The organism is Oceanobacter sp. ABM4_470 (assembly GCF_056158645.1).
Map to the genome: position 1 here is coordinate 146,711 of NZ_JBSWTR010000002.1, position 22,290 is coordinate 169,000.

Below are 22,290 nucleotides of genomic sequence, written 5' to 3' on the forward strand. Positions count from 1 at the left end.
TCCTTGTTTACTTGATAACGGTCAGGGTCATTCTGACCGGGGCGATATTACTGAAAACGGTCAGTAAATCAAAAACTACCCCGCTCTGCGGGAAGCCGGTTTGTGTGCCGCAGGAAATTTACAGGCTTCCTATGGAACATCCTCGCTCCGGCGGGGGAGGTTTTGTTTTTACGCACAGTAAATTACTGAACGGGCGTTATATATTGTTTCTTGGGTGGAACTAATATGGTTATTAGTATTTTCATTGTTGACTTGAGGTGGTGAAATAAAACAATTCTGACAGTAGAATTGTCCTACCAACGTGTTGTGGGTAGGAAACATGGAACGAGTCCTTCTAAAGTCAGCAGCCCGATATCGTCGTTGCGCTTCCGGCCAGCGCGGATTAGCCCTTATTGAAGTGCTGGTGTCAGTCGCCATTTTTAGTATTGGTGTGCTGGGGTTGATGGCGCTGCAAAGTCAGTCTGTTGGGGTCAACAGTGATGCCATGCATCGTTCGGTGGCCAATATCCTGATCTCCGATATGTTCGAGCGCATGATCGCCAATCGCCCGCAGGTGGTGGACGGTTCCTACAACCTTGCCCTCAGCGATTTCTCAGACCTGTCCGGGTCGGTTTCTACCATTCCGCAGCAAGACATCAACGACTGGTTGTCATCCATCGGCAGTTGGCTGCCGAGTGGCGAAGGGGCGATCAGCTGTGACAGCAATGCCATCTGTCAGGTTGAAATCCGCTGGTTGCGGCGCTTTGAACAAGGCGATATGGACCAGCAAGGAAACGTCGATGCGGACGATGCCATCCAGCAGCTGGTGATGGTGAGTCAACTATGAAAACACTGCGCCAGCAGGGGTCCTTGCGTTTGCAGCGTCAAGGTGGCCTTACCCTGATTGAGCTGATGATTGCACTGTTGCTGGACGTCATGATTGTGATGGGCGCCATGTCGGTGATGGCGGGTAATCAGAAAGTGTTTCGGTTGGATGAAGCCCTTGGCAACTTGCAAGAGACCATGCGTTTCAGCGATTACCTGATCACTAGCGAAGTCCGGGAGGCCGGTTTTGGTTGCCTGGACGATGTGTCGACGGTGGTGAATACCCTCAATAGTTCACAAGCTCTGGATTACAGTTTTGGTACTCCGTTGGAAGGGTATGACTCTGCTACCGGTTACCCCGATGCGGTCAGCGCTGACGTGATCAACGGCACCGATGTGTTTGTGATTCGTTCGGCGGAAGGCACTGAAGTCACGCTGGAATCCGAAATGCCCGACAGCAGTGCGGTGTTGAAAACCACCGTACTGGACCCCGCTCCGATCGCTTCCGACGACATCGTACTGGTGACCGACTGCGCCAGTGCCGCTGTTTTCCAGGTCACCAACTACACCGATGCTAACGGCAACATTGTGCATAACACGGGCAATGGTACGCCGGGCAATGCCACCAAAAGCTTTAATCACAGCTTTGCTGCCGGCTCCCGGGTGATGAAGGTACACACCAGTGTGTATTACCTGACGGAGGATGACTCGGGTCGCCGGGTGCTGTATCGCCGCACCAACGACAGCGGAACGGTATCCACAGTGCCGCTGCTGTATGGCCTTGAAAACATGCAAATTACCTATGGCGTCGACACCGATACCGTAGCGGGTGTCGACAGCTACCTCGAAGCGTCAGCCGTGACGGACTGGAATCAGGTGTCATCCTTGCGGTTTGAGCTGTTGTACGCCAGTCAGGAAGACAATCTGCTGGATGGCTATCCAACCTATACCTTCGACGGCACTGAAGTCACCGCCGATGACCGGCGTTTGTACCGTCGAATGAGCTTTGTCACTGCTTTGCGCAACCGGGCGGAGTAAATCATGAGACAACCACTTACTGGCTTGCAGCGCCAACAACAAGGCGCAGCCCTGTTGGTCACTCTGGTGATGTTACTGGTGATGACCGTGCTGGGAACACATAGCATGCAAGGGTCGACCATGCAGCAGAACATGGCGACCAAAATGGAAGACCGCAATCGGGCCTTTCAATCGGCCGAACGGGCGTTGCGAGAAGCCGAAAGTCATATCCAAAGCTTGCTGGACAGCACCACGGGCCTGGATAGCTTCGGTGTTACCAATGGCTTGTATCGGGCACTGGAAGACAGCGAAGGCGAGTGCATCAGTCACTCCAATTGGCGCAGTTCGGTTGCCAGCTGGGATGTTGAGGATTCGTTTGAAGTAAACATTCGTTCAGTGTCTCCGTTCAGTCAAATGGGGTTGCGTGCCAACCCCCGCTACATGATTGGACTGGATACTGAAACCGACCCGCTCAGCGTGTGTTATTCCAGCACCGTTGCTGACGGGTATTCCGACAGCGCCAGTGGCGCAGGCGCCAATATCGATGTGCTGCGTTTTACCATTACCGCTATTGGCTATGGCAAAGGGGAAGGCAGCAAGGTTGTGCTGCAAGAAACATGGAGTGTTAGCTTATGAAAGCTCATTCATCCGGGCGTTGTTCCAACCCGTCAGGCGGTCGTCTAGGGGCGGCGAAAACAGCCAAGGGTTATCCGTCGGGTTTATGTTCTACCCTGATCTCCAGTCCGGCATTACTGCTGTCATCCCTGGTGGTCGCAGGGGCTTGCAGTGTCGGTGGAATAGAGCCGTCAATTTTGGGTGTGTACGAGTCGAGTGACGGCTACGGCATGATCTACATTGGTGACAGCGTCAGCTATTCCCGCCTGGGTGCCAATCTTGCCGCGCGAGGTGATGAGTGCGAACTGAGCCTTATCGGCGGCGGTCTGGGCACGGTGAATGTTCAGTCCGCTAATCTTGATACGGCAGGCGACGAAAACTGTGGCGTGACGGCCTCCGATAGCTCGCTTGGGCAGCTGACGCTGCCTGCCTTTGAAACCAACAGTAATAACAACTCAGCCAAATTCACCACCGGTGATGATGAGTTGCGTATTCACCAAACCTACACTGAATCCAGTAACAACGACTCGCTGAGTAACAGGACCATTTATCACCCCGGCCTGCTCACAGCAGCGCAGGGTTTTTGGTGTGATGAAGAAGATGAAGAGGATCAGACTCTGGCGGGGTGCTTCGAGGTCGATGAAGGCACCGCCCGACTGGACTTTGTGGATAACTTCGCGATTGGTGTGAAAAGCATGATTTTCTCCAATCGCGATTGGGGGCGGGTATACGCTGACGACGTCGATCGACCGGTCTACTTCGAGTACGACGCAGACGCAGACCCTTACCACATCGGCTATTTCCGCTTCGATGATACTCCGGTTGTCATCATGGAGCCGGGTACCTATTACATCTCTCATGCCCAGTTTGACGGTGTAAATCTATTGGTGCGTGCTGTGGACGACGACGGCAATGCGCTGGGTGATGGTTCTGGCAAGGTTAAGCTCTATATCAACAACACCCGTTTGGACGACGACGCCACCAGTGCCAGTAGCGAAAACTTCTTCGACGGTTACGTCTGTATGAATATGGATGTGGTGGAGGAGTTGACCAGCCTTGATGATCTCAGTTGTGACTATCAGAACCGCGATGTGGTGACCAACACCGATAACGTCCGAGCGGATCGACTGGCTATTTTTATTTACAACGACTTCCTGTCACTGGATGACGATGGCAGTAATGTCGCCGCCAGCATCTATGTGGCCGACGGCTATTTTCGGGTTGATGCAGAAGACACCACCATTGTCGGCGAGATCATTGCCGAAGACATCCTGATCAAAAACGAAGAAACCATCACGCTGGCCTACCAGGACACCGGTACCTTTGCCGAGTTATACACAGGCGGCACCGTGGCTCGAAGCGGTGAATACAGCCTGGCTAATACGGCGTCTGCCAGCCAAACCAGCACCGGCGACTATGTATATGTGCCATCGCAAACCGACAACACCAGCGAGTCGGGCATTACCGGCCACATCAAGGCATTCGCGTTGCAAGACGACGGTACGACCAGCAGCACTGCCAGCTGGGATGCCAATGCATTGATGACGGCTGATCTCAGACGGGAACTGCTCTGGTCGACCGACGCCGACGGCGCGCTGGTCAAACTGACCGCCCTGGACGACGAGGCCTTTGCCATCACCAATAGCCTCAGCGCCGATACCATCATCGAATACACCATTGACCCGAACTATTCTGAAGGCGCTTATCTGGGCAGCCGCGATAGCAGCGCCATGATCGGTGCACCTTACATCAGTCAGCCAGTAGTGATGGGCGGTATTGTTGTGTTCCAAACCGACGACGGCTTTGTCTATGGCATTGACGGCAGCAGCGGAGAACTGAAGTGGGGCTATATCCCACGGCCATTGGTGGCCGGGCTGCAAGAGTACGACAGCTTCTACACCACCCATCCGATGGCGGGCCAGCTGGCGGTTCTGACCGACAGTGACAGCAGCACCAGTGGCTATGTGGTCGGAACCGGCCAGTCCGGTGACCTCCATTACGCGCTCAGAATCGACAGTAGCGGCAACCTGTCATCGGCTTTGTGGACCGATCAACGCAGCGCTAACCTGGCTCATTCGCCGCTGTTGATGAAGATTGGCAGCACGCCATATGCCATTTGGCTGGCAGGCAACAGCACCGTGGTTGCTCGCTCGCTGAGCAGCAGTCCGACAGAAAAAATCTACGATGTCTCCAGCCGTCTGGAAGACTCCGACAGCCAGCTGACAGCAGCCCCGATGGCCGTAGTCGACTATGTACTCGACAGCAGTGGTAATGCCCGGGTGCAAAGGGCCGATCTCTACCTGGGTGACAGCGATGGTTATATCTATCAGGGTGAATTGGTCAGTGGCAGCAGCCTGAACAGCAACTACCGCATCTCGACACTGGGCCATATTGGCACCAGCTCGGCGGTCTCTGATGCCGTACTGTATCTGGAGCACGCCACCAAAAGCAGCGCCGAATACGTAACGGCCCAGTCCTCCACCCGCTTGAAAACCTTCCGCATGCCATCGGACGATGACGACTATCGCCCGGACTGGACCAGCTACGCCGGAGGCTCGGGCTATTGGGATGAATCCGGTACTGCCTACACCGCAGAAACCACCTTCACACCCAATACCGAACACATCCAGAAATTGCCATCCAGTGGTGCCACCATCACGGATCAGGTGACCATTGCCGCCAGCGTTATCTTCCTGCCGGTACAGGAAGAAACCGACACCAGCTGCAATGCGTACTACTACCTCTACCGATTGGAAGACGGCTATTTCCCGGATAACACCCTGTATGGCAGCAATCTGACCTACGACAACGTACTGATCGGTACTGGCACGGCCTACCAGGCCAACCTGATGGTACTGAACAACAAAGTGGTGGTGCAGGGCAGCAGCGACACCAACCTGGGTGATATCTCTGGCGTGGATGACGTGTTCTCGTTCACGACGGCACCAAGCGGCCGCAGTGGTTGGCGTGAAGTGACCTCGGAGTAGTTGTCAAGCGATGAGGGTGGCGATCAGTCGTTGCCCTCAAACTCTTTCAGAATCGGGCAGTCCGGCCGATCGTCCCCGGCGCAGCAGCTCACTAACGACTGCAAGGTAGCGGCCATCGATTGCAGTTCGCTGATCTTCTGATTCAGCACGTCGATGTGCTGTTGGGCCAGTTGTTTCACATCCTCGCTGTGACGGGATTGGTCCTGCCACAGTGCCAGCAGCTCGCCAATTTGTTCCACTGAAAACCCCATATCACGGGCCCTGCGAATAAATCGCAAGGTATGGATATCTGCTTCGTTGTACTGTCGATAGCCAGAGCTGGTGCGGCTGGCAGGCTGGATCAGCCCGGTTTCCTCGTAATACCGAATCATTTTGGCGCTGATGCCAGAGGCCTTGGCGGCGGCTCCGATGTTCATATTGATACCTTTCTTAGCTTGAGCGCATTACCCACCACAAACACCGATGATAGCGCCATGGCTCCAGCGGCAACGACGGGTGACAGTAACAGTCCAAACGCCGGGTAGAACACACCGGCTGCAAGCGGTATCAGAGCTGTGTTGTAGGCAAAGGCCCAGAACAGGTTCTGACGAATGTTACGCATGGTGGCCTTGCTCAGCGTAATGGCATTGACCACGCCCTGCACCGACCCGGACATCAACACCACATCGGCGGCTTCAATGGCCACATCGGTACCGGTGCCGATGGCCATGCCAGCATCTGCGGCAGCAAGCGCCGGGGCGTCATTAATACCGTCTCCGACAAACACCAGCTGTTCATCTTCATTTAACGCCTGTTTGAGCTGCCGGATTGCCTCCACTTTGCCTTCTGGCATCACTTCAGCGACCACGTGATCAATACCCAGCTGGTGAGCAATCGCGTTGGCTGTGTGCTGGTTGTCGCCACTGATCATGGCGACTTTCAAACCCAGATTATGCAGCGCCTGGATGGCTGCCGGAGTGGACTCCTTGATGGGGTCAGCCACCGCCAGCACCGCAGCCAGCCTGCCATTCACCGCCGCATACAGCGGAGTTTTTCCTTGCTGGGCCAGTTGTTCGGCTTGTGATTGCAGTGAAGAGGTTTTGTCAGAAGACATATCCACAGACTGCTGCTGCATCAAGCGGTCTGCCCCCAGCAGAACCTCAATCGATTCACCGTCATGTTCAATGGTTCCGGAAACGCCAAGTCCGGTAAGCGACTGGAAGTTCGTGGGCTTATCTATGGTCAGTTGTTGTTCCACGGCGGCACTGACGATGGCCCGAGCAATCGGGTGCTCAGACTGGCTTTCCAGCGCGGCGATGGCGGCCAAAACGGCTTTTTCATCAAAGCCTTCGGTAACGCTAAAATCGGTCAATGCCGGTTTGCCTTCGGTCAGCGTGCCGGTTTTGTCGAACGCGACAACCGCCGTGCTTTCCAGTCGTTGCAATGCATCGCCCTTGCGAAACAGAACACCGGATTCTGCCCCGCGGCCGGTGCCTACCATGATCGACGTGGGCGTTGCCAATCCCATGGCACAGGGGCAGGCAACGATTAATACCGCCACCGCGTTGACCAGGGCAAAGGTCAGCGCCGGTTCGGGGCCGAAGATCAGCCAGCTCAGAAAGGTCAGGGTCGCCAGCGCCATCACCGCGGGCACGAACCAGCGCGTGATGCGGTCGACCAGTGTCTGGATCGGCAGCTTGACCCCTTGCGCCTGTTCGACCAGCTGAATAATGCGCGCCAGTACGCTGTCTTCGCCGACGGCTGTGGCTTTAATCGTCAAGGCACCAGTCTGGTTGAGGGTACCACCAATAACCTGACTGCCTTGCAGTCGTTCGACAGGTTCAGGCTCGCCGGAGATCATGGATTCATCCACATAGCTTTGGCCGCTGATCACTTCGCCATCCACCGGAATGCGCTCGCCGGGACGGATTGCCAGTTCATCGCCGTTTTTCACGTCAGATAAATCCAGCTCCATGGTCTGCCCATTCCGTATCACCCGAGCCGTTTGTGGCCTCAGTTTCACCAGCTGCTGAATCGCCTGTGATGTTTGGCCTTTGGCGCGGGCTTCCATTAATCTTCCCAGCAAAATCAGCGTGACGATGACCGCTGCCGCTTCAAAATACACATGCACCGTGCCTTGTGGCAGCACGGCGGGAATAAACGTCGCGATGGTCGAATAGCCCCAGGCGGCGAGGGTGCCAACAGCAACCAGCGAATTCATATCCGGCGCAGCATGAGCCAATGCCGGTATTCCGCGCTGATAAAAACGCAAACCGGGGCCGATCAGTACCAGTGTGGTGAGTACAAACTGAAGAACCCAACTGGTTTGTTGGCCAATGGCCTCGAACAGCCAATGATGAAAGGCTGGCACCAGATGGCCACCCATTTCCAGCACAAACACCGGCAGGGTCAGTAGTGCGGCAATCATCATGTCGCGTTGGTAAACACTGGCTTCCTGATCGCGTTTTTTGCGGGTATCAATAGACGACTGGCCAATGTTCTGTGGTTGCTGACTGATGGTTGTGGCATTAAAGCCTGCCTTACGAACGGCATTAATCAGTTCTTCAGTCCGGGTGCCTGGCAAGGCTTCAATATGAGCGCGCTCGGTGCTCAGGTTCACATTGGCAACGGTGACTCCGGATTGTTTACCTAACACACGTTCCAGTCGAGATGAACAGGATGCGCAGGTCATGCCTTCAATCGCAAGCTCAATGGGTTGTCCTGCGGGAACGGCATAACCGGCTTTTTTTACCGCGTCGATCAGCTCATCGAGCTTGGCCTTGCCAGTAACGGTGGCGGTTTCGGTAGCCAGATTGACGCTGGCGCTTTCTACACCGTTCACTTTCGACAGTGCTCGTTCAACCCGGCCGGAACAGGATGCGCAGGTCATGCCCTCGACCGGAAGGGACAGTGGTTTGTTCATGCTGTCGGTCCTTGTTGATTCTGATGACGATGATCATAAACCTTCCCATGCTGGGAAGGTAAAGGGGCGAAACGGGTTTGTAGCGAGATGCAGGCAACCCTGCTCCTACGGCTTCTCCTGCGCGTCGATATTCCCATCTATTTGCAGGAGGCAATTTATTGCCGAAAGCGGGTTACTCTGTGATGGGAGCGCACTGATGTCGCAGGCAAACCAGGCCACCTGACCAACATCCTTGGTCTGGCACTGTTGACCTTACCACCATGGTAAGCTTTAAAGTGACGCCTGAAACATGTGATCTGGAGGTTTTTATGAAATTACAGGTAGAAGGCATGACCTGCGGCGGCTGTGTCAAAGCTGTGACCAATATCATCCATGAGCTGGATGACGCTGCTGAGGTAGCGGTCGACCTGGAAACTGGTGTGGTACAAACCACGACCAAAGCCGATGCTGACGCTGTGTGCGAGGCGTTAGACGACGGCGGTTTTCCAGCTCGGGTGTCTGGCCAGGGCCCCTCTGAATAACTCGGTCCCTCTAATAGAGCGCCCCAGGGCGCCTTACTGTTTTTATCCATATCCATATCCCTTCCCGCTCTGTTCTCCCTGCTCTTATTCTTTCTGTGCTTATCCTGTCCGTTTGTGTCTTGTTTGTTTTTGGCGTTTCTTTTTTGGCATTTTGGGGACCTGAGTCTTAAAGCCTTTTCCTGCTCAGTCAGGTCACCAGGCCACTGGAGTTTCTTGTGCTGCGACAATGTGACGCAGTTGGAAATCATTATTATTTGTAAAAATCCTCGCTTAGCCTCTGCTGTAACGTTAACTTCATGATAAAAATGTAATAACATTACCACAATTGCTGACTCTTTCTTATCATAACTAATCAGACCTATGACGCCCTTGAACACTCGCCCTCACTTGCTCGCTCTGGCGGTAGCTGCTGCTGCCCTGAATATTCAACCGGTACTGGCGGAAGACGCCGCTGCAAACGCCGATATGGAAGAGGTGTTTGCCACCTATGTGCCGGCCTACCGGGGCGATGTCCCTGAAAACCAGCGACCACAGGCAATCGAAAATCTCGGTCGTGACGCCATTGTGGATGCCGGTCTGAACGATTTTCAAAGCGTTCTGGATATGTCGGCCACGGTGTCGCGTCAGAACAACATGGGTGGCATGTTCGACAGCTTTGCCATGCGTGGCTTCCCGGGCAATGAAAACATGCCGTCTGGCTACCTGATCAACGGTTTCAGTGGTGGTCGTGGTTATGGCGGTCGTCGTGACGTTTCCAACATTGAAAATGTTGAGGTGATCAAGGGACCGGGCTCGGCCCTGTTCGGACGCTCGGAGCCGGGTGGTACGGTCAACATCACCACGTTGAAACCTGAGTTTTTCCGCGAAGGGCATATCAAGGCCGAGGCGGGCAGTTACGATCACAAGCGTCTGGAAGGAGATATTACCGGTGCGCTGGCTGACAACGTTGCTGGCCGAATCAACGGTGCATGGCAAGACAGTGACAGTTTTCGCGACCACGTTGAGTTCCGCAAACAGACGCTGTCGCCGTCCTTGCTGATCGACCTGAGTGATCGCACGTCACTGTTCTATGAAATGGAATACATCAAGCAGCAAGCGCCGCTGGATCGTGGTGTGGTGGTTCTGGACGACGATATCGACACGCTGCCGCGCAGCCGTTTTCTGGGCGAGCCGGACGACGGCCCGATTACTTCCAAGGCCTGGGGGCACCAGCTGACGTTGCAAACCAGCTTCGACAACGACTGGAACCTGAGCGCCGGTTTCAACCAGCGTTATTCTTCTCTGGAAGGCTATTCCACCGAAGTTGATCCGGCCTACGGGAATCAGCCAAGTGTGACCGATAGCGACGCTGGCGAGGCTACCGAAGTCGCCCGCCAGCGTCGCTACCGCGACTATGGCGCGGTTGACCGTTCGGTGCGGGTGGAACTGAGCGGCAGCTTTGAGACTGGCGCGATCGAACACCATTTTATGGTTGGCGCGGACGGCTACCGCTACTTCTTGGATAACTACATGACCCGTTATCGCGGTAGTGACTACAACCTCGATATGTACAACCCGGTCTACGGTTCGGTCGCCCCGGCGATGAGCGTCAATACCAATACCTCCGAATTCCAGCGTGCCGCCGGTTTGTATCTGCAAAACCAGATGGACCTGAGCGATCGTCTGCACCTGCTGCTGGGCATGCGTTATGACAACTACTACCAGCAACTGAACAACCTCAAGACGGCCACCAAGGGTGACCGCCATGGCCACAACTTCAGCCCTCGACTGGGACTGACCTACGAGTTTAGCGATGACCTTATGGTCTACTACAGCTACTCCACCGGCTTTATGCCGCTGACAGGTCTGGATAGCATCACCAACGAAATGTTTGAGCCGGAAGAAAGCTTCTCGCGGGAAATTGGCTCGAAATTCCAGCTGCTGGGCTGGACCGGTACCGTGGCGGTATTTGATGCCTACAAATCCAATATCCTTACCGCCAACACCGCTGAGGATGCGGCTACCGGCTCAACCCAACTAGGGCAGATTCGCAGCACCGGTGTGGAACTGGACCTGCAAGGCAATGTGACGGAGAGCCTCAGCGCCCGCGTTTCCTACGCGTACCTGAACACCCGCACCAATACCTCGTACGCCGATGCAGCCTGGTGGGAGACCATTGAAAAAGGTGCGCCTATCATCAATGTGCCGGAAAACACGCTTAGCCTCAGCGCTCGTCAGGAGCTGGTAATTGCAGGCAAGACCGCTCATATCGGCGGTTCTTTCCAGTATGTGGACGACCGTCTGGGCGATACCGTGGACCAGTCCTATCGACTGCCTTCCTACTGGCTGCTGAACCTTAACGCCGGGGTTGAACTGGCTGAAGGCATTAGCGGTAAACTGGCAATCAACAATCTGTTTGATAAAACCTACATATCCAACAGTTATAACCAGTGGTGGAGCCAGCCGGGCGAGCCTCGCACGGTAAAAGCCAGCGTGACCTATTCCTTCTGACGGGTCACCACTACCTGAAAAAACAACGGCAGCTTCGGCTGCCGCTTGTCGTTTGGAGCACAACGAATTGAACGTTCCTGGTATGGCTGCCGGCGCAGCTGATATGACCCAAGCCACCGTGAAAAAAGCCCGCATCCGCAGCATTGATGCCATGCGTGGTCTGGTGATGTTGATCATGTTGATCGACCACACCCGCGAGCGATTTTTCCTGCATCAGTACGTTACCGACCCGATGGACGTACAGCAGACTGATCCGCTGTTGTTCTGGACCCGCATGGCTGCGCATTTATGCGCGCCCACCTTTGTATTCCTGACCGGCTTGTCGGCCTGGCTCTATGCCCACCCCGCGTCAGGTTACCGTTCTCCGGCGGGCTTTTTGGCCAAACGGGGGCTGTTTCTGATTTTCCTCGAAGTGGTGGTACTGACTGGCCTCTGGTTTGTACTGGCCAATACCATTTACTTGCAGGTGATCTGGGCGATTGGTTTGACCATGCTGGTGCTGGCAGCTTTGTGTCGACTGCCTTACGGCGTTCTGCTGACGCTGGGCTTGCTGATTACGTTGGGTCATAACGCGCTGACGCCTATTCAGTTTGAGCCGGGTGAGTGGGGCTATGGCCTTTGGACCATCCTCCATGACCGCGGCATGTTATGGCGTGGTGATTTGTTTGGTATGGCGCTGGGCTTCAAGGTCAGCTACCCGCTGCTGCCGTGGATCGGCGTGATTTTGCTGGGTTACTGCGCCGGGCCACTGTTTGCCCGCAGTGCCGATGCCCAATGGCGTCAGTGCTGGCTGTTGAATCTGGGGCTGGGCTGTCTGGGTGTTCTGCTGATTCTGCGCGGTATGAACCTCTACGGAGAAACCCTCGACTGGCAGATGCAGGGCGACTGGGTGCGCACCCTGATGGACTTCTTCAACTACACCAAATACCCGCCGTCCCTCGACTTCCTGCTGCTGACGCTGGGCATCATGTTCTTGACCCTGCGGGTACTGGAGCGTTGTCCACGGCTGCAAGGCAGCAAGGCTGAGCAGGTGTTGGTCGATTTTGGCTCCGCGCCAATGTTCTTTTACCTGCTGCATTTGTACCTGCTGATGGGCCTGTACTACCTGGCGGTTGCCATTTGGGGTCTGAATCACGGCCAGTTTTTTGGTGTTGAACACGTCAGTCAGGTCTGGCTGATAACTGCGTTTATGGCGTTTGTTACGTACTGGCCAACCCGTTGGTTCAGTCACTACAAGCACGCTTCGTCACAACCATGGATCAAATACCTATGAACAATCGTACGACACTTGCAGCGGTGATCGCTGCGTTGGGATGTTTTAGCGCTCCGGTAATGGCAGCGGCGGGTCACGCTCACGAACATGGCGTGGCGGACCTGACGCTGGTTCAGTATGGCGATGAATTGCAGCTGAACCTGGTCAGCCCAATGGCGAATCTGGTTGGTTTTGAAGGCGCGGCCGATACGCCGGAGCGCAAGGCGGCGTTGGCGAAGCTGCAACAGCAGTTGAACACCCCATTGATCACAGTGAGTGGCTGTCGCGTGGCCAGCTTCGATGCCGAGCTGCCGGATATGGACGATGACCATGAAGAGCATGACCACGAAGACCATGATCATGACCACGAAGACCATGATCATGACCACGAAGAGCACGATCATGACCACGAAGACCATGATCACGACCACGAAGACCATGATCACGACCACGAAGACCATGGTCACGACCACGAAGACCATGATCATGACCACGAAGACCATGATCATGACCACGAAGACCATGATCACGGCCATGAAGAGCATGATCACGGCCATGAAGAGAGCGCACACTCAGACCTTGAAGCCAGCTGGTCGTTTACCTGCGAATCCAACGCCGATCTGGTGCTAACCAGCAAGCTGTTCGACAGCTTCCCGGGTATTAGCACGCTCAAGCTGCAATGGATTACCGATGCCGGGCAAGGTGCTACAAGCTGGACGGAAGATCGCAAGCTGGAATTGAGATAAATCGGTTTGCCAACAGAGGGTGGGCACCAGTGCCTGCCCTCTGTGTTTGAAGCTGAGACAGGATGGCCTGCATCCTGTTCAGTGAGCCCTCAGTCGTAGTAGGGCTTGATGGTTTTCACATCCAGCGAGTAGGCCGAAGCGCCCAGATCGTTGGCGGTTTCTTCAATCTGCATGGTGCCTGTCAGCCATACCGGATCAGCAATGGACTCCATCTGATAAGGCGCTGACAGCTGTACATGAATGATCTGGTTGGGTGGTGGCGGCGGCACGTGAATGCAGGCCCCGAAAAACGGCACCAGAAAAAATTCGCTGACGTTCTGATTTTCGTCAAAATCCAGTGGTACAACGAATCCCGGAATCTTCACCTTACGGCCATCAAACTCTGGCCGGGTAGTGGTTGATTTCAGCGCCGCGTCGTAGCGTTGCCAGGCAGCCGACTGTTCCAAGGTCAAATCGCTGGATGGCAAGCTGCCGCCCTGGTCTGCTGCGGAACCTTCAGCAATGTTGTTAATAAAGTCCGGCCGGTTCTCCAGTGCTTCCAGATCGCTATCGGGAAGCAAATCGGTCCAGTCAATTTCCGGGTAGGTTGCTGCCTGAACCAGGCTGCTGACAAACATCAGGCTAACCAGGCTCAAAGCAGCCATGCTGCGGCGCGCACAGGCGAACAAACGGGCAAGCGTTATTGCCGGCATAGTGGGAATCATTGAATTAATCCGCTGTCGTTTATGCCTGTTACCCTATAACACACTTGGACGCATGAGCAGACCATGTTGGCTATCGAACTGAACAGGCTGTTGTTTTCCTATCACAAGGACCAACCAGCCAACCTCGACATTCCCCATTGGCAACTGGAGCAGGGCCAGCGTTGCTTCCTGTACGGTCGGTCGGGCAGTGGTAAATCCACGCTGTTGCGTTTGCTGTGTGGCTTGATGCCGCCACAGCAAGGGCAAATCCATTTACTGGGCAACGATATTACCACCATGAAAAGCACGGTGATGGATCGTTTTCGGGCGGCCAATATTGGCCTGGTATCCCAGCAACTGCATTTGCTGCCTTATCTGACCGTGGCCGAGAACATTGGTTTGGCGGCCCGTCTGGCAAACAAACACAGTGAGGATCTTGGTGATCGTATTGGCGAACTGTTACAGCATTTGCAGTTACCGGACGGCATCACACATCAACCAGCCCATCAGCTCAGTCAGGGGCAGCAGCAGCGGGTTGCTATTGCACGGGCGTTAGTCAATCAGCCACCGCTGGTGCTGGTGGATGAACCGACGTCATCGCTCGACTATGAATCGGCCGATGCTTTTATGCACCTGCTGTTGGAAACCCTCGAACCGGAAACCACCGTGCTGATGATCAGCCACGACAAGCGCCATGCGTCGCTGTTTGATCAGGCGCTGTCGTTGCAGCAAATCGTTCGTGATGGCAGTGACCAGACACAAGGGGATGACTGATATGTTGTGGCGTATCGCGCGTAAGAGTTTGTGGCACCGCCGGGTAACGGTAGGTCTGATTGTGCTGGCCATGTCGATTGCCTTTGCCGTGCAGCTGGCGGTGCAGCACGTTCGCAGTGAAGTGCAGAGCACCTTTCAGGGTACGGTATCCGGTACGGACCTGATTGTGGGGGCTCGCACCGGCTCTACCAACCTGTTACTCAGCTCCCTGTTTGGCATTGGCAGTCCGACCCGTAATGTCAGCTGGGAAGCGTTTGATCATTGGCAAAACCAGAAACAGGTGGCGTGGGCAGTGCCGATTTCGATGGGCGACACCCATCGTGGTCATCGGGTCATTGCCACCACCGACGGTTTTTTTGAACACTTCAAATACGGCCAGAAAAAGCCACTGGCCTGGCAGCAAGGGCACAAGTTCGAAACCAATAAGGACGTGGTGATTGGCGCGGCAGTGGCCCGTCAGCTGGGCTATGGCATGGGGCATCAGCTGGTACTGTCGCATGGCTCCGGCAAAACCAGCTTTACCCAACACTCGGATCACCCGTTTACGGTGGTGGGCATTCTTAAACCCACGGGCACCCCGGTAGACCAGACGGTGTTTATTAATCTGGATGCCATGGATGCGATTCATGGACACTCGTTTGCCGAATCAGGCCGTGACCATCCACAAAGCGTCAGTGCGGCGCTGTTTGGCCTTAAAAATCGTATTTATACCTTTGTGTTGCAGCGGGCCATTAACGAATACCCGGACGAAGCCCTGATGGCGATTTTGCCCGGCGTGGAGCTGAGCCTGCTGTGGGAAAACCTCAGCTGGGTCGAGAATGGCCTGCGCTCAATATCGGCGTTGGTGTTGCTATCTTCACTGCTGGGTATGATCACCTTGCTGTTGGTGAATTTACAGCAGCGACAGGGCGAATTCGCTACCTTGCGGACGTTAGGGGCAGGGCCGTGGCCCCTGTTTGCGCTGATTGAAATGGAAGTGCTGTTGATTACTCTGGTGGCACTGGTCAGTGGGCTGTTGCTGACCTGGGGTGGCACCGCGCTGGCGGGCTATTGGTTGGAACGTTGGCTGGGGATTCCAATGGCCGCCTTGCAACCTGACCTGGATATGTTGATCTGGTTTGGCAGTCTGTTGGGCATCACCTTATTGGTCGCGGCTCCATTGGCCTGGCGTGCCAGCCGCAAGACCTTACTCAAGCAGCTGCACAGTGATGCCCACTGAGGCATCACGAGGTGCGTTGGTCAGCCCGGCTGAGTTGACCAGACGCTGTTGGCCACACCGTGCAGGGCCCGCAGGTGAACCTTGCGGGCCAGCAACAGAAACCCAATGGCGCTGACCAGCAAGGCCGCGTCGACGGCCGTCAGTTCAACCGCCTGACCGATAATGCCAGCGGCATAGATCAGGCTCAGGCACAGGGTGACGGCACACATCACGCCGCTGGCGGCCAGCAAATCCCGACACGCCAATGCGGCGGGCCGCCACATTGCCCAACCACAGGCGAGCGCCAACACCAACCAATAGCCACTGAGGAGGTCGATCAGCGGCTGCTGGTTGTTCAACAGCTCTAGCCGGGTCAGTGCAAACAGGCTGGCAATGGCCAGACAGCAACCGGCGCAGATTCCTACTGTCAGTGATGCCAACAAGCGGTGACTGCGTGCTTGCAAGGCCGCTCGCTTGTTACGGCGAGCTTCCAGCCATAACAGGTTACCGGAGAAGAACAGCACGCACCCCAGCAGCCCCAGCAGGCAATAGGTCGACATCAACAGCAGGCCACTGGAGCGGCCATCCGACGGCATCAGGTCGGCACCATAGTCGCCATAGTGGAGGGCAAAAAAGCCCGATAAAGCAGCCATCCCGGCAGGACGCTCTCCCGGCATTTGAACCCCCATGATGTCGCCGCTGACGCCAGCGACAACCACCCGCACCCGGTGCGCCAGAATGCCCGGCATATCGCCCATGATGGAAACTACGGCATCGGCGCGACCAGGGTTGGTGACCATTATGCCGTAGGGCTCAAAGCCCGGGTGTTCGGCTTGCACGGCTTTGACGATCTCCAGCGTCGGCCGCGACGTCGCCGGGCTGTCGTCGGGCGCTAACTGGTGTGGCAGCACTGCTTGCATCATCAGTTGGCGGCCGTTGTCCGGGTAAATCACCTTGTTCATGATTTCAAACATAGGGTCGTGCAAACACATCACTGCGCCGGTCAGGGCGAAAACGATATGAAACGGCAAGCTCAGGGTACCGATGGCGGCGTGGGCGTTGAGCCATAGCCGCCGTACCGGTGAATCCGGACGCCAGCTGAACAGGTCCCGCAGCAGGGTTGGCAAAAACAGCATCACTCCGGACACCAGCGCCACGCCGTATAGCAGTGCGGCGGTGCCCATGATCCATTCCCCTTCGTGGCCGGGAATACCGGCGCTGCGGTGCAGATGGTCGACCACTTTCGACAACGGGCTGACCACCTCTTCGCCAAAGTGCAACGAGCCATCCTTGTTCAGCGCCGCACTGCCTACTTCGCCGTCGGGCTTGCGCCACTCCGCCATCAGCCCCGGTTCATGGCCACCGGGCAGGGCAATGCGCATGCCCCGCTGGGCAACTGGGTCATGGGAGACGATGGCGTCGACAAAGTCGGGCACCAGCGCCAGTGATTCGTCGGTCAGCAACTGATTTTGCTGATACTGCCAGTGGGTAATTGCATCGCGGAACAGGGTGATGGTGCCGGCAAAAAACGCGATAAACAGCAGCAGGCTTGCCAGCAGTCCGACCCAGGTGTGTATCAGTTTGAAGCTCTGCAGGGTCACGGGTTGCAACTTCATGGGGTGTCTCTTTTTATGGATTCTCTTTTTATGGATTTTGGAGTTGTCTGAACCGTCAGGGAGCCTGTTGCAAGGCATAAAGCCCGAGCCAGCAGATCACATTGAGCCCAATCATCAGCAGCCAGGCGATGCGCGCCTGTTTGCACCAGATGCAGAGACTGAAAAAGGCCACCCAGACGGGAATAAACAGCCACAGCAGCAGCATGTAGCGGTCGGCCATGCCATCACGGCTACTCCAGCCGTACAGTCCGGCGAGGGCAATCGACAGCAGTAAGCCACCGACGGCCCCAGCCACTACCCGCAGCCACAGCGAGGTGTGGCGGCGGGAACGAGGCATTGCAAATGTCATATCAGCGGTTTCCTGAAGCGTCGGGTGGCAAGTTCGCTGGCAAGTCCGGTGTCGAATTTGCCGGAGCAGGGCGGCCGGGTGGCTTTCGAATCAGAGGCACCAGAGGTATCAGGAACAACAGCAGCAGGCAGGCGGCCATCCACAAGGCGGTGGTGATGCACACCGCCGCCAGCAGGTTGACGTTCTGGTGCCAGCAGATCAGTGCGGTTATCCACAGCAGCAGTCCCGGTAGCCACGTACGGCGCTGGCTGGTACCGCCGGACGAACGGTACCAACAGCTCGCCGCACTGGCACCGCACAGCAGTAGTCCCAGCCATGGGGTGAGCGCAGACGTTGTCATCATCGGAACTTGATCAGAACTTCATATCAACGCCAACACCGGCGTTACGCGGTTGCACAATGTAGGCAACGTCGTCCGCCTGAGTGGCACCCACGGTGCGGTAGTAGGTGACGTCGTCGGCATCGAACAGGTTCTTGATGTAGCCGAACAGGCGCAGGTTGTTGTACTTCCAGGCCGCTTCGGCGTTGGCAACCCAGAAAGCGCTGGTTTTGACACGTTCGGTGTTGTCGATATCAACGTAGTAGGCGCTGGTGTAACGGGCGTTCAGTCCCAGTTCGATGTCATCGTCGGAGTAGTTCACCGCCAGTGAGCTGGTCAGGTCTGGAGAGCGTGGCAGCTCATTGCCCTGATAGCTGGAGTCCGGGTATTTGCTGATGTCGGTTTGCAGCAGGCCGATGTCGCCTGAAACGCTGATGTGGTCCACAGGCAGCCACTGCACGCCGGTTTCCAGACCGTAGGTTTGCACCGATTCGGCGTTGCGAATCACGATCGACTCAGATGCCAACTGGTAAGGCAGCTGCATATCGGTGTAATCGGCGTAGAAGGCGTTGGCGTTGACCGCCAGATGGTTGTTCAGCAGGCTGGAGCGCAGGTAGGCCTCGTAGTTCCAGACGGTTTCCGGGTCGTACTCGTACGAGGTGTATGGGTCGGCGAAGGTCACCCCGGCACCGCCACCGTTAAAGCCTTTGGAAACCTGCAGGCCGACGGTGGTGCTGGTGGACAACTGGTAGCCCAGCCCCAGCTTGGGCATAAAGGCCGAGTAGGTTTCGTCCAGATCAACGTTGGACGCTGCAAAGCTGCCGCCCCCTTCGCGCTGACGATGCTCGCGTTCATAACGGCCACCCAACGTCAGTTGCAGTGCCTGGCTCAGCTGAATTTGCGATTCACCAAAAATGGCGGTGGTGCGGGTGGCGTCGTCGTAGAGGCTGGCCCACAGGTCAATGTCCTCGTCCTGGCTGGAATTGAACAGGTACAGGCCAACAAAGCCGCTGATGGTTTGGCTGCCGGTGTAACGCAGGCGCGGCTCCAGCAGGTATTCACTGCCCTCAATGTCGACGTTACCCCGACCGGCGGTCGGCACCGTGCGATTGATGTTGAAGTCCGACCAGCTGAGGGTATTTTCCAGTTGCCAGTCGCTGTTCAGCGGCACCACGGTTTCCATGCTGGCGTTGGTGCTCTTGGGGCTGAAGGTCGCGGTTTGGGCGGAGTCTGGCTGGTGGTCCGAGAAGGGGTATACCAGTTGCTCGCCTTGTGGGCCGTGGTAGTCCTGATAGCTGACGGTGATCAGGTTGGTGAGGTCGGGGTTGGCATCCGGCTGATACAGCAATTTGGCGCGTACGTTGTTGGAGCGGAACTCGCCCGGATTTTCATCCGCCTCGTAGCCTTCAAAGTCGATAAAGCTGTCGCGGGCCTTGTATTCACCGGCTACCCGGAAGGCCCAGTCACTGTTGATCGGAGCCGATACCGCCGCTGCATACTGACGGCTGTTGTTGTTACCGAAGGCCACCCGGGCCGCACCTTCCGGGGTAAAGCTGGGGTCTTTGGTTTTCATCACCATGGCACCGGCAATGGAGTTGCGACCATTCAGTGTGCTTTGGGGACCGCGATACACCTCGACCTGCTCGACATCCCACAGGGAGGAGTCGGCAAACACCAGCTCGTTGAAGCCCGCCGGACGACCGTCAATGATCAGCCCCAGACGGGAGCGGGTGCCAGCGAAGAAGGCAATGGCGCCGCGAGCCGGGCCGGTGCCATCCAGACCACGAACAGCCGGCGCATAGTTGGTCGTTTCGTTGCCTACCTGGTTGCTGACCAAGGCGTTGAGGTCGTTACCGGAGGTGATCGAGGTGTGTTGCTCGATGCTGGCTGCATCCATCACTTCGACGCTGGAGGCGGTTTCGCGCAGGGAGCGTTTTACCCGTTCGCCAGTCACCGTGATGGGCGGCAGGGCAATGTCGTCGCCATCGACGCTATTTTCAATCAGGGTCACGCGATTGCCGTTAATGGTGTACACCAGCTCGGTGCTGGCCAGCAGGCTGTCGAGGGCCTGTTCCACCGTCATGCTGCCCGTCAGCCCCGGGGTGCTCAGCCCTGCGGTCAGGCTGGGGGAATACATCAATACCAGTCCCGATTGCTGGCCCAGCAGGTTCAGCGCCTTGGTCAGGCTGCCAGCGGGAATGTTGTACTGGATAACGGCATTGACTGGTGTCTGGGCGTTAGCGCTGGCGGACGCCAACAGTGCAGGTGCCAGCACACTGGCAGCAGGCAGCAGGGCCAGCGACGCGCTGACCATCAACGACAGAGGGTGTTTTGTGAATTTCGAGCGATGCATGGGTATTCCCGACAGCTGGTTCTTGGGTGATGTCAGACGACGTTTTCAGGTGTTCTGAATACCTTGTCGAATGAGAATCAAAATCAGCTCAAATTTTTTAGCAATTTTTCGGAATTACGCGATGGGGGCTGCTCTGGCGTGTCAGAGCGCCGGGTTATTCGGGCAGAACCCGAATCCACAGCTCGGTAAAGCGCTGTACTTTTACGGGCAAAATGCTGGCCAGGTGATCAAGGGCAATATCGGCCTGATCGATCGGGTAGGTGCCTGACACCCGTAAGTCGGCAGCGGCCGGGTCGACTTGCAAAACCCCGTGACGATAGCGGTTCAGTTCGCGCAGAAAGTCGTCCAGCCGCATGTTGTCGGCGACGATCATGCCCTGGGTCCAGGCTGGCTGCGGCTGGCTTAGCGGTCTGGCAGTGGTGCTGCTGGCGTTGTTGAAGCTGGCTTGCCAGCCCGCTTCAATGTTGCTGGCTGAGCCATAACGGGGCTGCAAACGCACCGCTCCCTGATACACCTGCACATGGATACTTTGCTGTTGCTCGTGAACGTTGAAGCGGGTTCCCAGTGGGGTGACCAGGCCGTCGCGGGTACGAACGGTCAGCGCCTGATGACTGGCCAGTTGCGCGTTTGCATGGCCGGTTTCGACATAGGCTTCGCCATACAGTAATTCAATGTCGCGCTGGCCGGGGCCAAAGTGCACCCGCACGGCGCTGTCGCTGTTGAGCTTCAGCAAAGAGCCGTCGGCCAGCGTCCAGCTGCCTTGCTCGCCCTTGCCGGTGCGGTAAGGGGCCGCCAGCAGGCCTTGCAGGGTGTCCGAGCGCCAGGCCGGAATCGACACGCCAACCGCAAAGGCCGCCAGCGCCAGGGTTTTCAGCATTTGACGACGGTTGCTCGGTTGCATCAGCGCTTGTTGCGCCGGGCCACTGCTGAGCTGCTCAAACTGCTGGTTTACCTGTTCCATGTGTTGCCATGCACGTTCATGGTCCGGGTGTTGGCTGCGCCATTGGTCGATCTGCTGGCGTGCTTGCTGCGGCTGTTCTGACATTTGCCATTCTACCAGCAGCTCGACGGCCCGCTGGGCAATCTGGTGTGGGATCGGTGCGCCCTGAATCATGCGTCGTTCTCCGTGCTGCTGTGTTCCAGCGTCAGTGCGAAATAGCACTGGGCACTGGCTTGCACCAGATAACGTTTAACAGTGCTTTGCGAAATATTGAGTCGTTCGGCAATGGCTGCCAGCTTCATGCCGTCGAGGCGTGCCAGCAGGAAGGCTTGTTTCACCGGGGTTGGCAAACCATCCAGACGACGGTCAATTTCCAGCAGGGTGTCGAAGACTTCGTGCTGCAACTCGGCCGACGGCGCGACGTCTTGCGGCAGCTGTTCCAACGCTTCCAGGTAGGCTTGTTCCAGCTGTTCCCGTCGCCAGTGATCCACCAGAACCCGTTTGGCCACGGTCATCAGGTAGGCCGAAGGTTGTTCCATGGCAGGTTGTTGTTCGCGTCCTAACAGGCGCACAAAGGTATCGTGCATCAAATCGGCGGCGCGAAACGAGCAGCCCAATTTCTTGTTCATCCAGCCCTGCAACCAGCGATGGTTCTCGAGGTAGAGGGTTTCGATGCTGGAATCCTGGGAATGATCGGGCTGGTTCATGGCTGAGTCCGGGCAGA

The 22,290-nt window shown here is 56.4% G+C and carries 19 protein-coding genes; 10 read left to right on the forward strand and 9 right to left on the reverse strand.

The window, feature by feature from the left end:
- The first annotated feature begins 319 nt into the window (after positions 1-319).
- Genes pilV through ACXADJ_RS17455 form a run of 4 tightly spaced genes read left to right on the forward strand, consistent with a single transcriptional unit; the run spans position 320 to position 5,423 of the window.
- Entirely contained in the window at positions 320-826 is a 507-nt protein-coding gene (gene pilV, locus ACXADJ_RS17440; protein WP_475068491.1) for a type IV pilus modification protein PilV, read from the forward strand.
- Positions 823-1,842 carry a PilW family protein gene (locus tag ACXADJ_RS17445; protein ID WP_475068493.1) on the forward strand — a complete coding sequence of 340 codons (1,020 nt, stop codon included), beginning with the start codon at positions 823-825 and terminating at the stop codon, positions 1,840-1,842. The genes pilV and ACXADJ_RS17445 overlap by 4 nt, the downstream gene beginning before the upstream one ends.
- Positions 1,843-1,845: 3 nt before the next feature.
- Positions 1,846-2,457: a pilus assembly PilX family protein gene (locus ACXADJ_RS17450; protein WP_475068495.1), complete on the forward strand. Its 612-nt coding sequence runs from the start codon at positions 1,846-1,848 to the stop codon at positions 2,455-2,457.
- On the forward strand, positions 2,454-5,423 hold the full coding sequence (locus ACXADJ_RS17455; protein ID WP_475068497.1) for a pilus assembly protein: 2,970 nt from the start codon (positions 2,454-2,456) through the stop codon (positions 5,421-5,423). Before ACXADJ_RS17450 ends, ACXADJ_RS17455 begins: the two co-directional genes overlap by 4 nt.
- Positions 5,424-5,446: 23 nt before the next feature.
- Here the strand turns inward: ACXADJ_RS17455 and cueR are convergent, their stop codons facing one another.
- Both cueR and ACXADJ_RS17465 read right to left on the reverse strand, forming a co-directional pair.
- Entirely contained in the window at positions 5,447-5,839 is a 393-nt protein-coding gene (gene cueR, locus ACXADJ_RS17460) for a Cu(I)-responsive transcriptional regulator (protein ID WP_475068500.1), read from the reverse strand.
- Positions 5,836-8,325 (reverse strand): heavy metal translocating P-type ATPase, encoded by a 2,490-nt coding sequence (locus tag ACXADJ_RS17465; RefSeq protein WP_475068502.1) that lies wholly within the window; start codon positions 8,323-8,325, stop codon positions 5,836-5,838. Before ACXADJ_RS17465 ends, cueR begins: the two co-directional genes overlap by 4 nt.
- Positions 8,326-8,633: 308 nt before the next feature.
- On the opposite strand from ACXADJ_RS17465, the gene ACXADJ_RS17470 reads away from it, so the two are divergent.
- The 4 genes from ACXADJ_RS17470 (at position 8,634) to ACXADJ_RS17485 (ending at position 13,334) form a co-directional block, all read left to right on the forward strand.
- The gene (locus tag ACXADJ_RS17470) at positions 8,634-8,846 is read left to right on the forward strand and encodes a heavy-metal-associated domain-containing protein (protein WP_475068504.1); all 213 of its coding nucleotides are present in this window, start codon (positions 8,634-8,636) and stop codon (positions 8,844-8,846) included.
- A 360-nt stretch (positions 8,847-9,206) separates the two neighbouring features.
- Positions 9,207-11,336 carry a TonB-dependent siderophore receptor gene (locus ACXADJ_RS17475; RefSeq protein ID WP_475068506.1) on the forward strand — a complete coding sequence of 710 codons (2,130 nt, stop codon included), beginning with the start codon at positions 9,207-9,209 and terminating at the stop codon, positions 11,334-11,336.
- A gap of 103 nt (positions 11,337-11,439) precedes the next feature.
- Complete coding sequence (locus tag ACXADJ_RS17480) at positions 11,440-12,609, forward strand: acetyltransferase domain-containing protein (protein WP_475068508.1); 1,170 nt, start codon at positions 11,440-11,442, stop codon at positions 12,607-12,609.
- Complete coding sequence (locus tag ACXADJ_RS17485; RefSeq protein ID WP_475068510.1) at positions 12,606-13,334, forward strand: ZrgA family zinc uptake protein; 729 nt, start codon at positions 12,606-12,608, stop codon at positions 13,332-13,334. The genes ACXADJ_RS17480 and ACXADJ_RS17485 overlap by 4 nt, the downstream gene beginning before the upstream one ends.
- 89 nt (positions 13,335-13,423) lie before the next feature.
- On the opposite strand, the gene ACXADJ_RS17490 is transcribed toward ACXADJ_RS17485, so the two are convergent.
- Positions 13,424-14,038: a DUF3299 domain-containing protein gene (locus ACXADJ_RS17490; RefSeq protein ID WP_475068513.1), complete on the reverse strand. Its 615-nt coding sequence runs from the start codon at positions 14,036-14,038 to the stop codon at positions 13,424-13,426.
- Between the two features lie 63 nt (positions 14,039-14,101).
- Here ACXADJ_RS17490 and ACXADJ_RS17495 point away from each other — a divergent pair, with 63 nt between their 5' ends.
- Positions 14,102-14,791 (forward strand): ABC transporter ATP-binding protein, encoded by a 690-nt coding sequence (locus ACXADJ_RS17495; RefSeq protein WP_475068515.1) that lies wholly within the window; start codon positions 14,102-14,104, stop codon positions 14,789-14,791.
- Position 14,792: 1 nt separating this feature from the next.
- Complete coding sequence (locus ACXADJ_RS17500) at positions 14,793-16,010, forward strand: ABC transporter permease (RefSeq protein ID WP_475068518.1); 1,218 nt, start codon at positions 14,793-14,795, stop codon at positions 16,008-16,010.
- Positions 16,011-16,030: 20 nt separating this feature from the next.
- Here ACXADJ_RS17500 and ACXADJ_RS17505 read toward each other — a convergent pair whose 3' ends face one another.
- The 6 genes from ACXADJ_RS17505 to ACXADJ_RS17530 all read right to left on the reverse strand — a co-directional run bounded on the left by ACXADJ_RS17505 (position 16,031) and on the right by ACXADJ_RS17530 (position 22,273).
- Entirely contained in the window at positions 16,031-17,605 is a 1,575-nt protein-coding gene (locus ACXADJ_RS17505; RefSeq protein WP_475068520.1) for a PepSY-associated TM helix domain-containing protein, read from the reverse strand.
- Positions 17,606-17,660: 55 nt separating this feature from the next.
- The gene (locus ACXADJ_RS17510) at positions 17,661-17,954 is read right to left on the reverse strand and encodes a hypothetical protein (protein WP_475068522.1); all 294 of its coding nucleotides are present in this window, start codon (positions 17,952-17,954) and stop codon (positions 17,661-17,663) included.
- Position 17,955: 1 nt separating this feature from the next.
- Positions 17,956-18,294: a hypothetical protein gene (locus tag ACXADJ_RS17515; RefSeq protein WP_475068524.1), complete on the reverse strand. Its 339-nt coding sequence runs from the start codon at positions 18,292-18,294 to the stop codon at positions 17,956-17,958.
- Between the two features lie 13 nt (positions 18,295-18,307).
- Positions 18,308-20,626, reverse strand: coding sequence for a TonB-dependent receptor (locus ACXADJ_RS17520; protein WP_475068526.1), 2,319 nt, complete (start codon positions 20,624-20,626; stop codon positions 18,308-18,310).
- A gap of 154 nt (positions 20,627-20,780) precedes the next feature.
- A complete protein-coding gene (locus ACXADJ_RS17525) occupies positions 20,781-21,740 on the reverse strand; it encodes a FecR domain-containing protein (RefSeq protein WP_475068529.1) in 960 nt (319 codons plus the stop codon).
- On the reverse strand, positions 21,737-22,273 hold the full coding sequence (locus ACXADJ_RS17530) for a sigma-70 family RNA polymerase sigma factor (RefSeq protein WP_475068533.1): 537 nt from the start codon (positions 22,271-22,273) through the stop codon (positions 21,737-21,739). Before ACXADJ_RS17530 ends, ACXADJ_RS17525 begins: the two co-directional genes overlap by 4 nt.
- Positions 22,274-22,290: the final 17 nt, after the last annotated feature.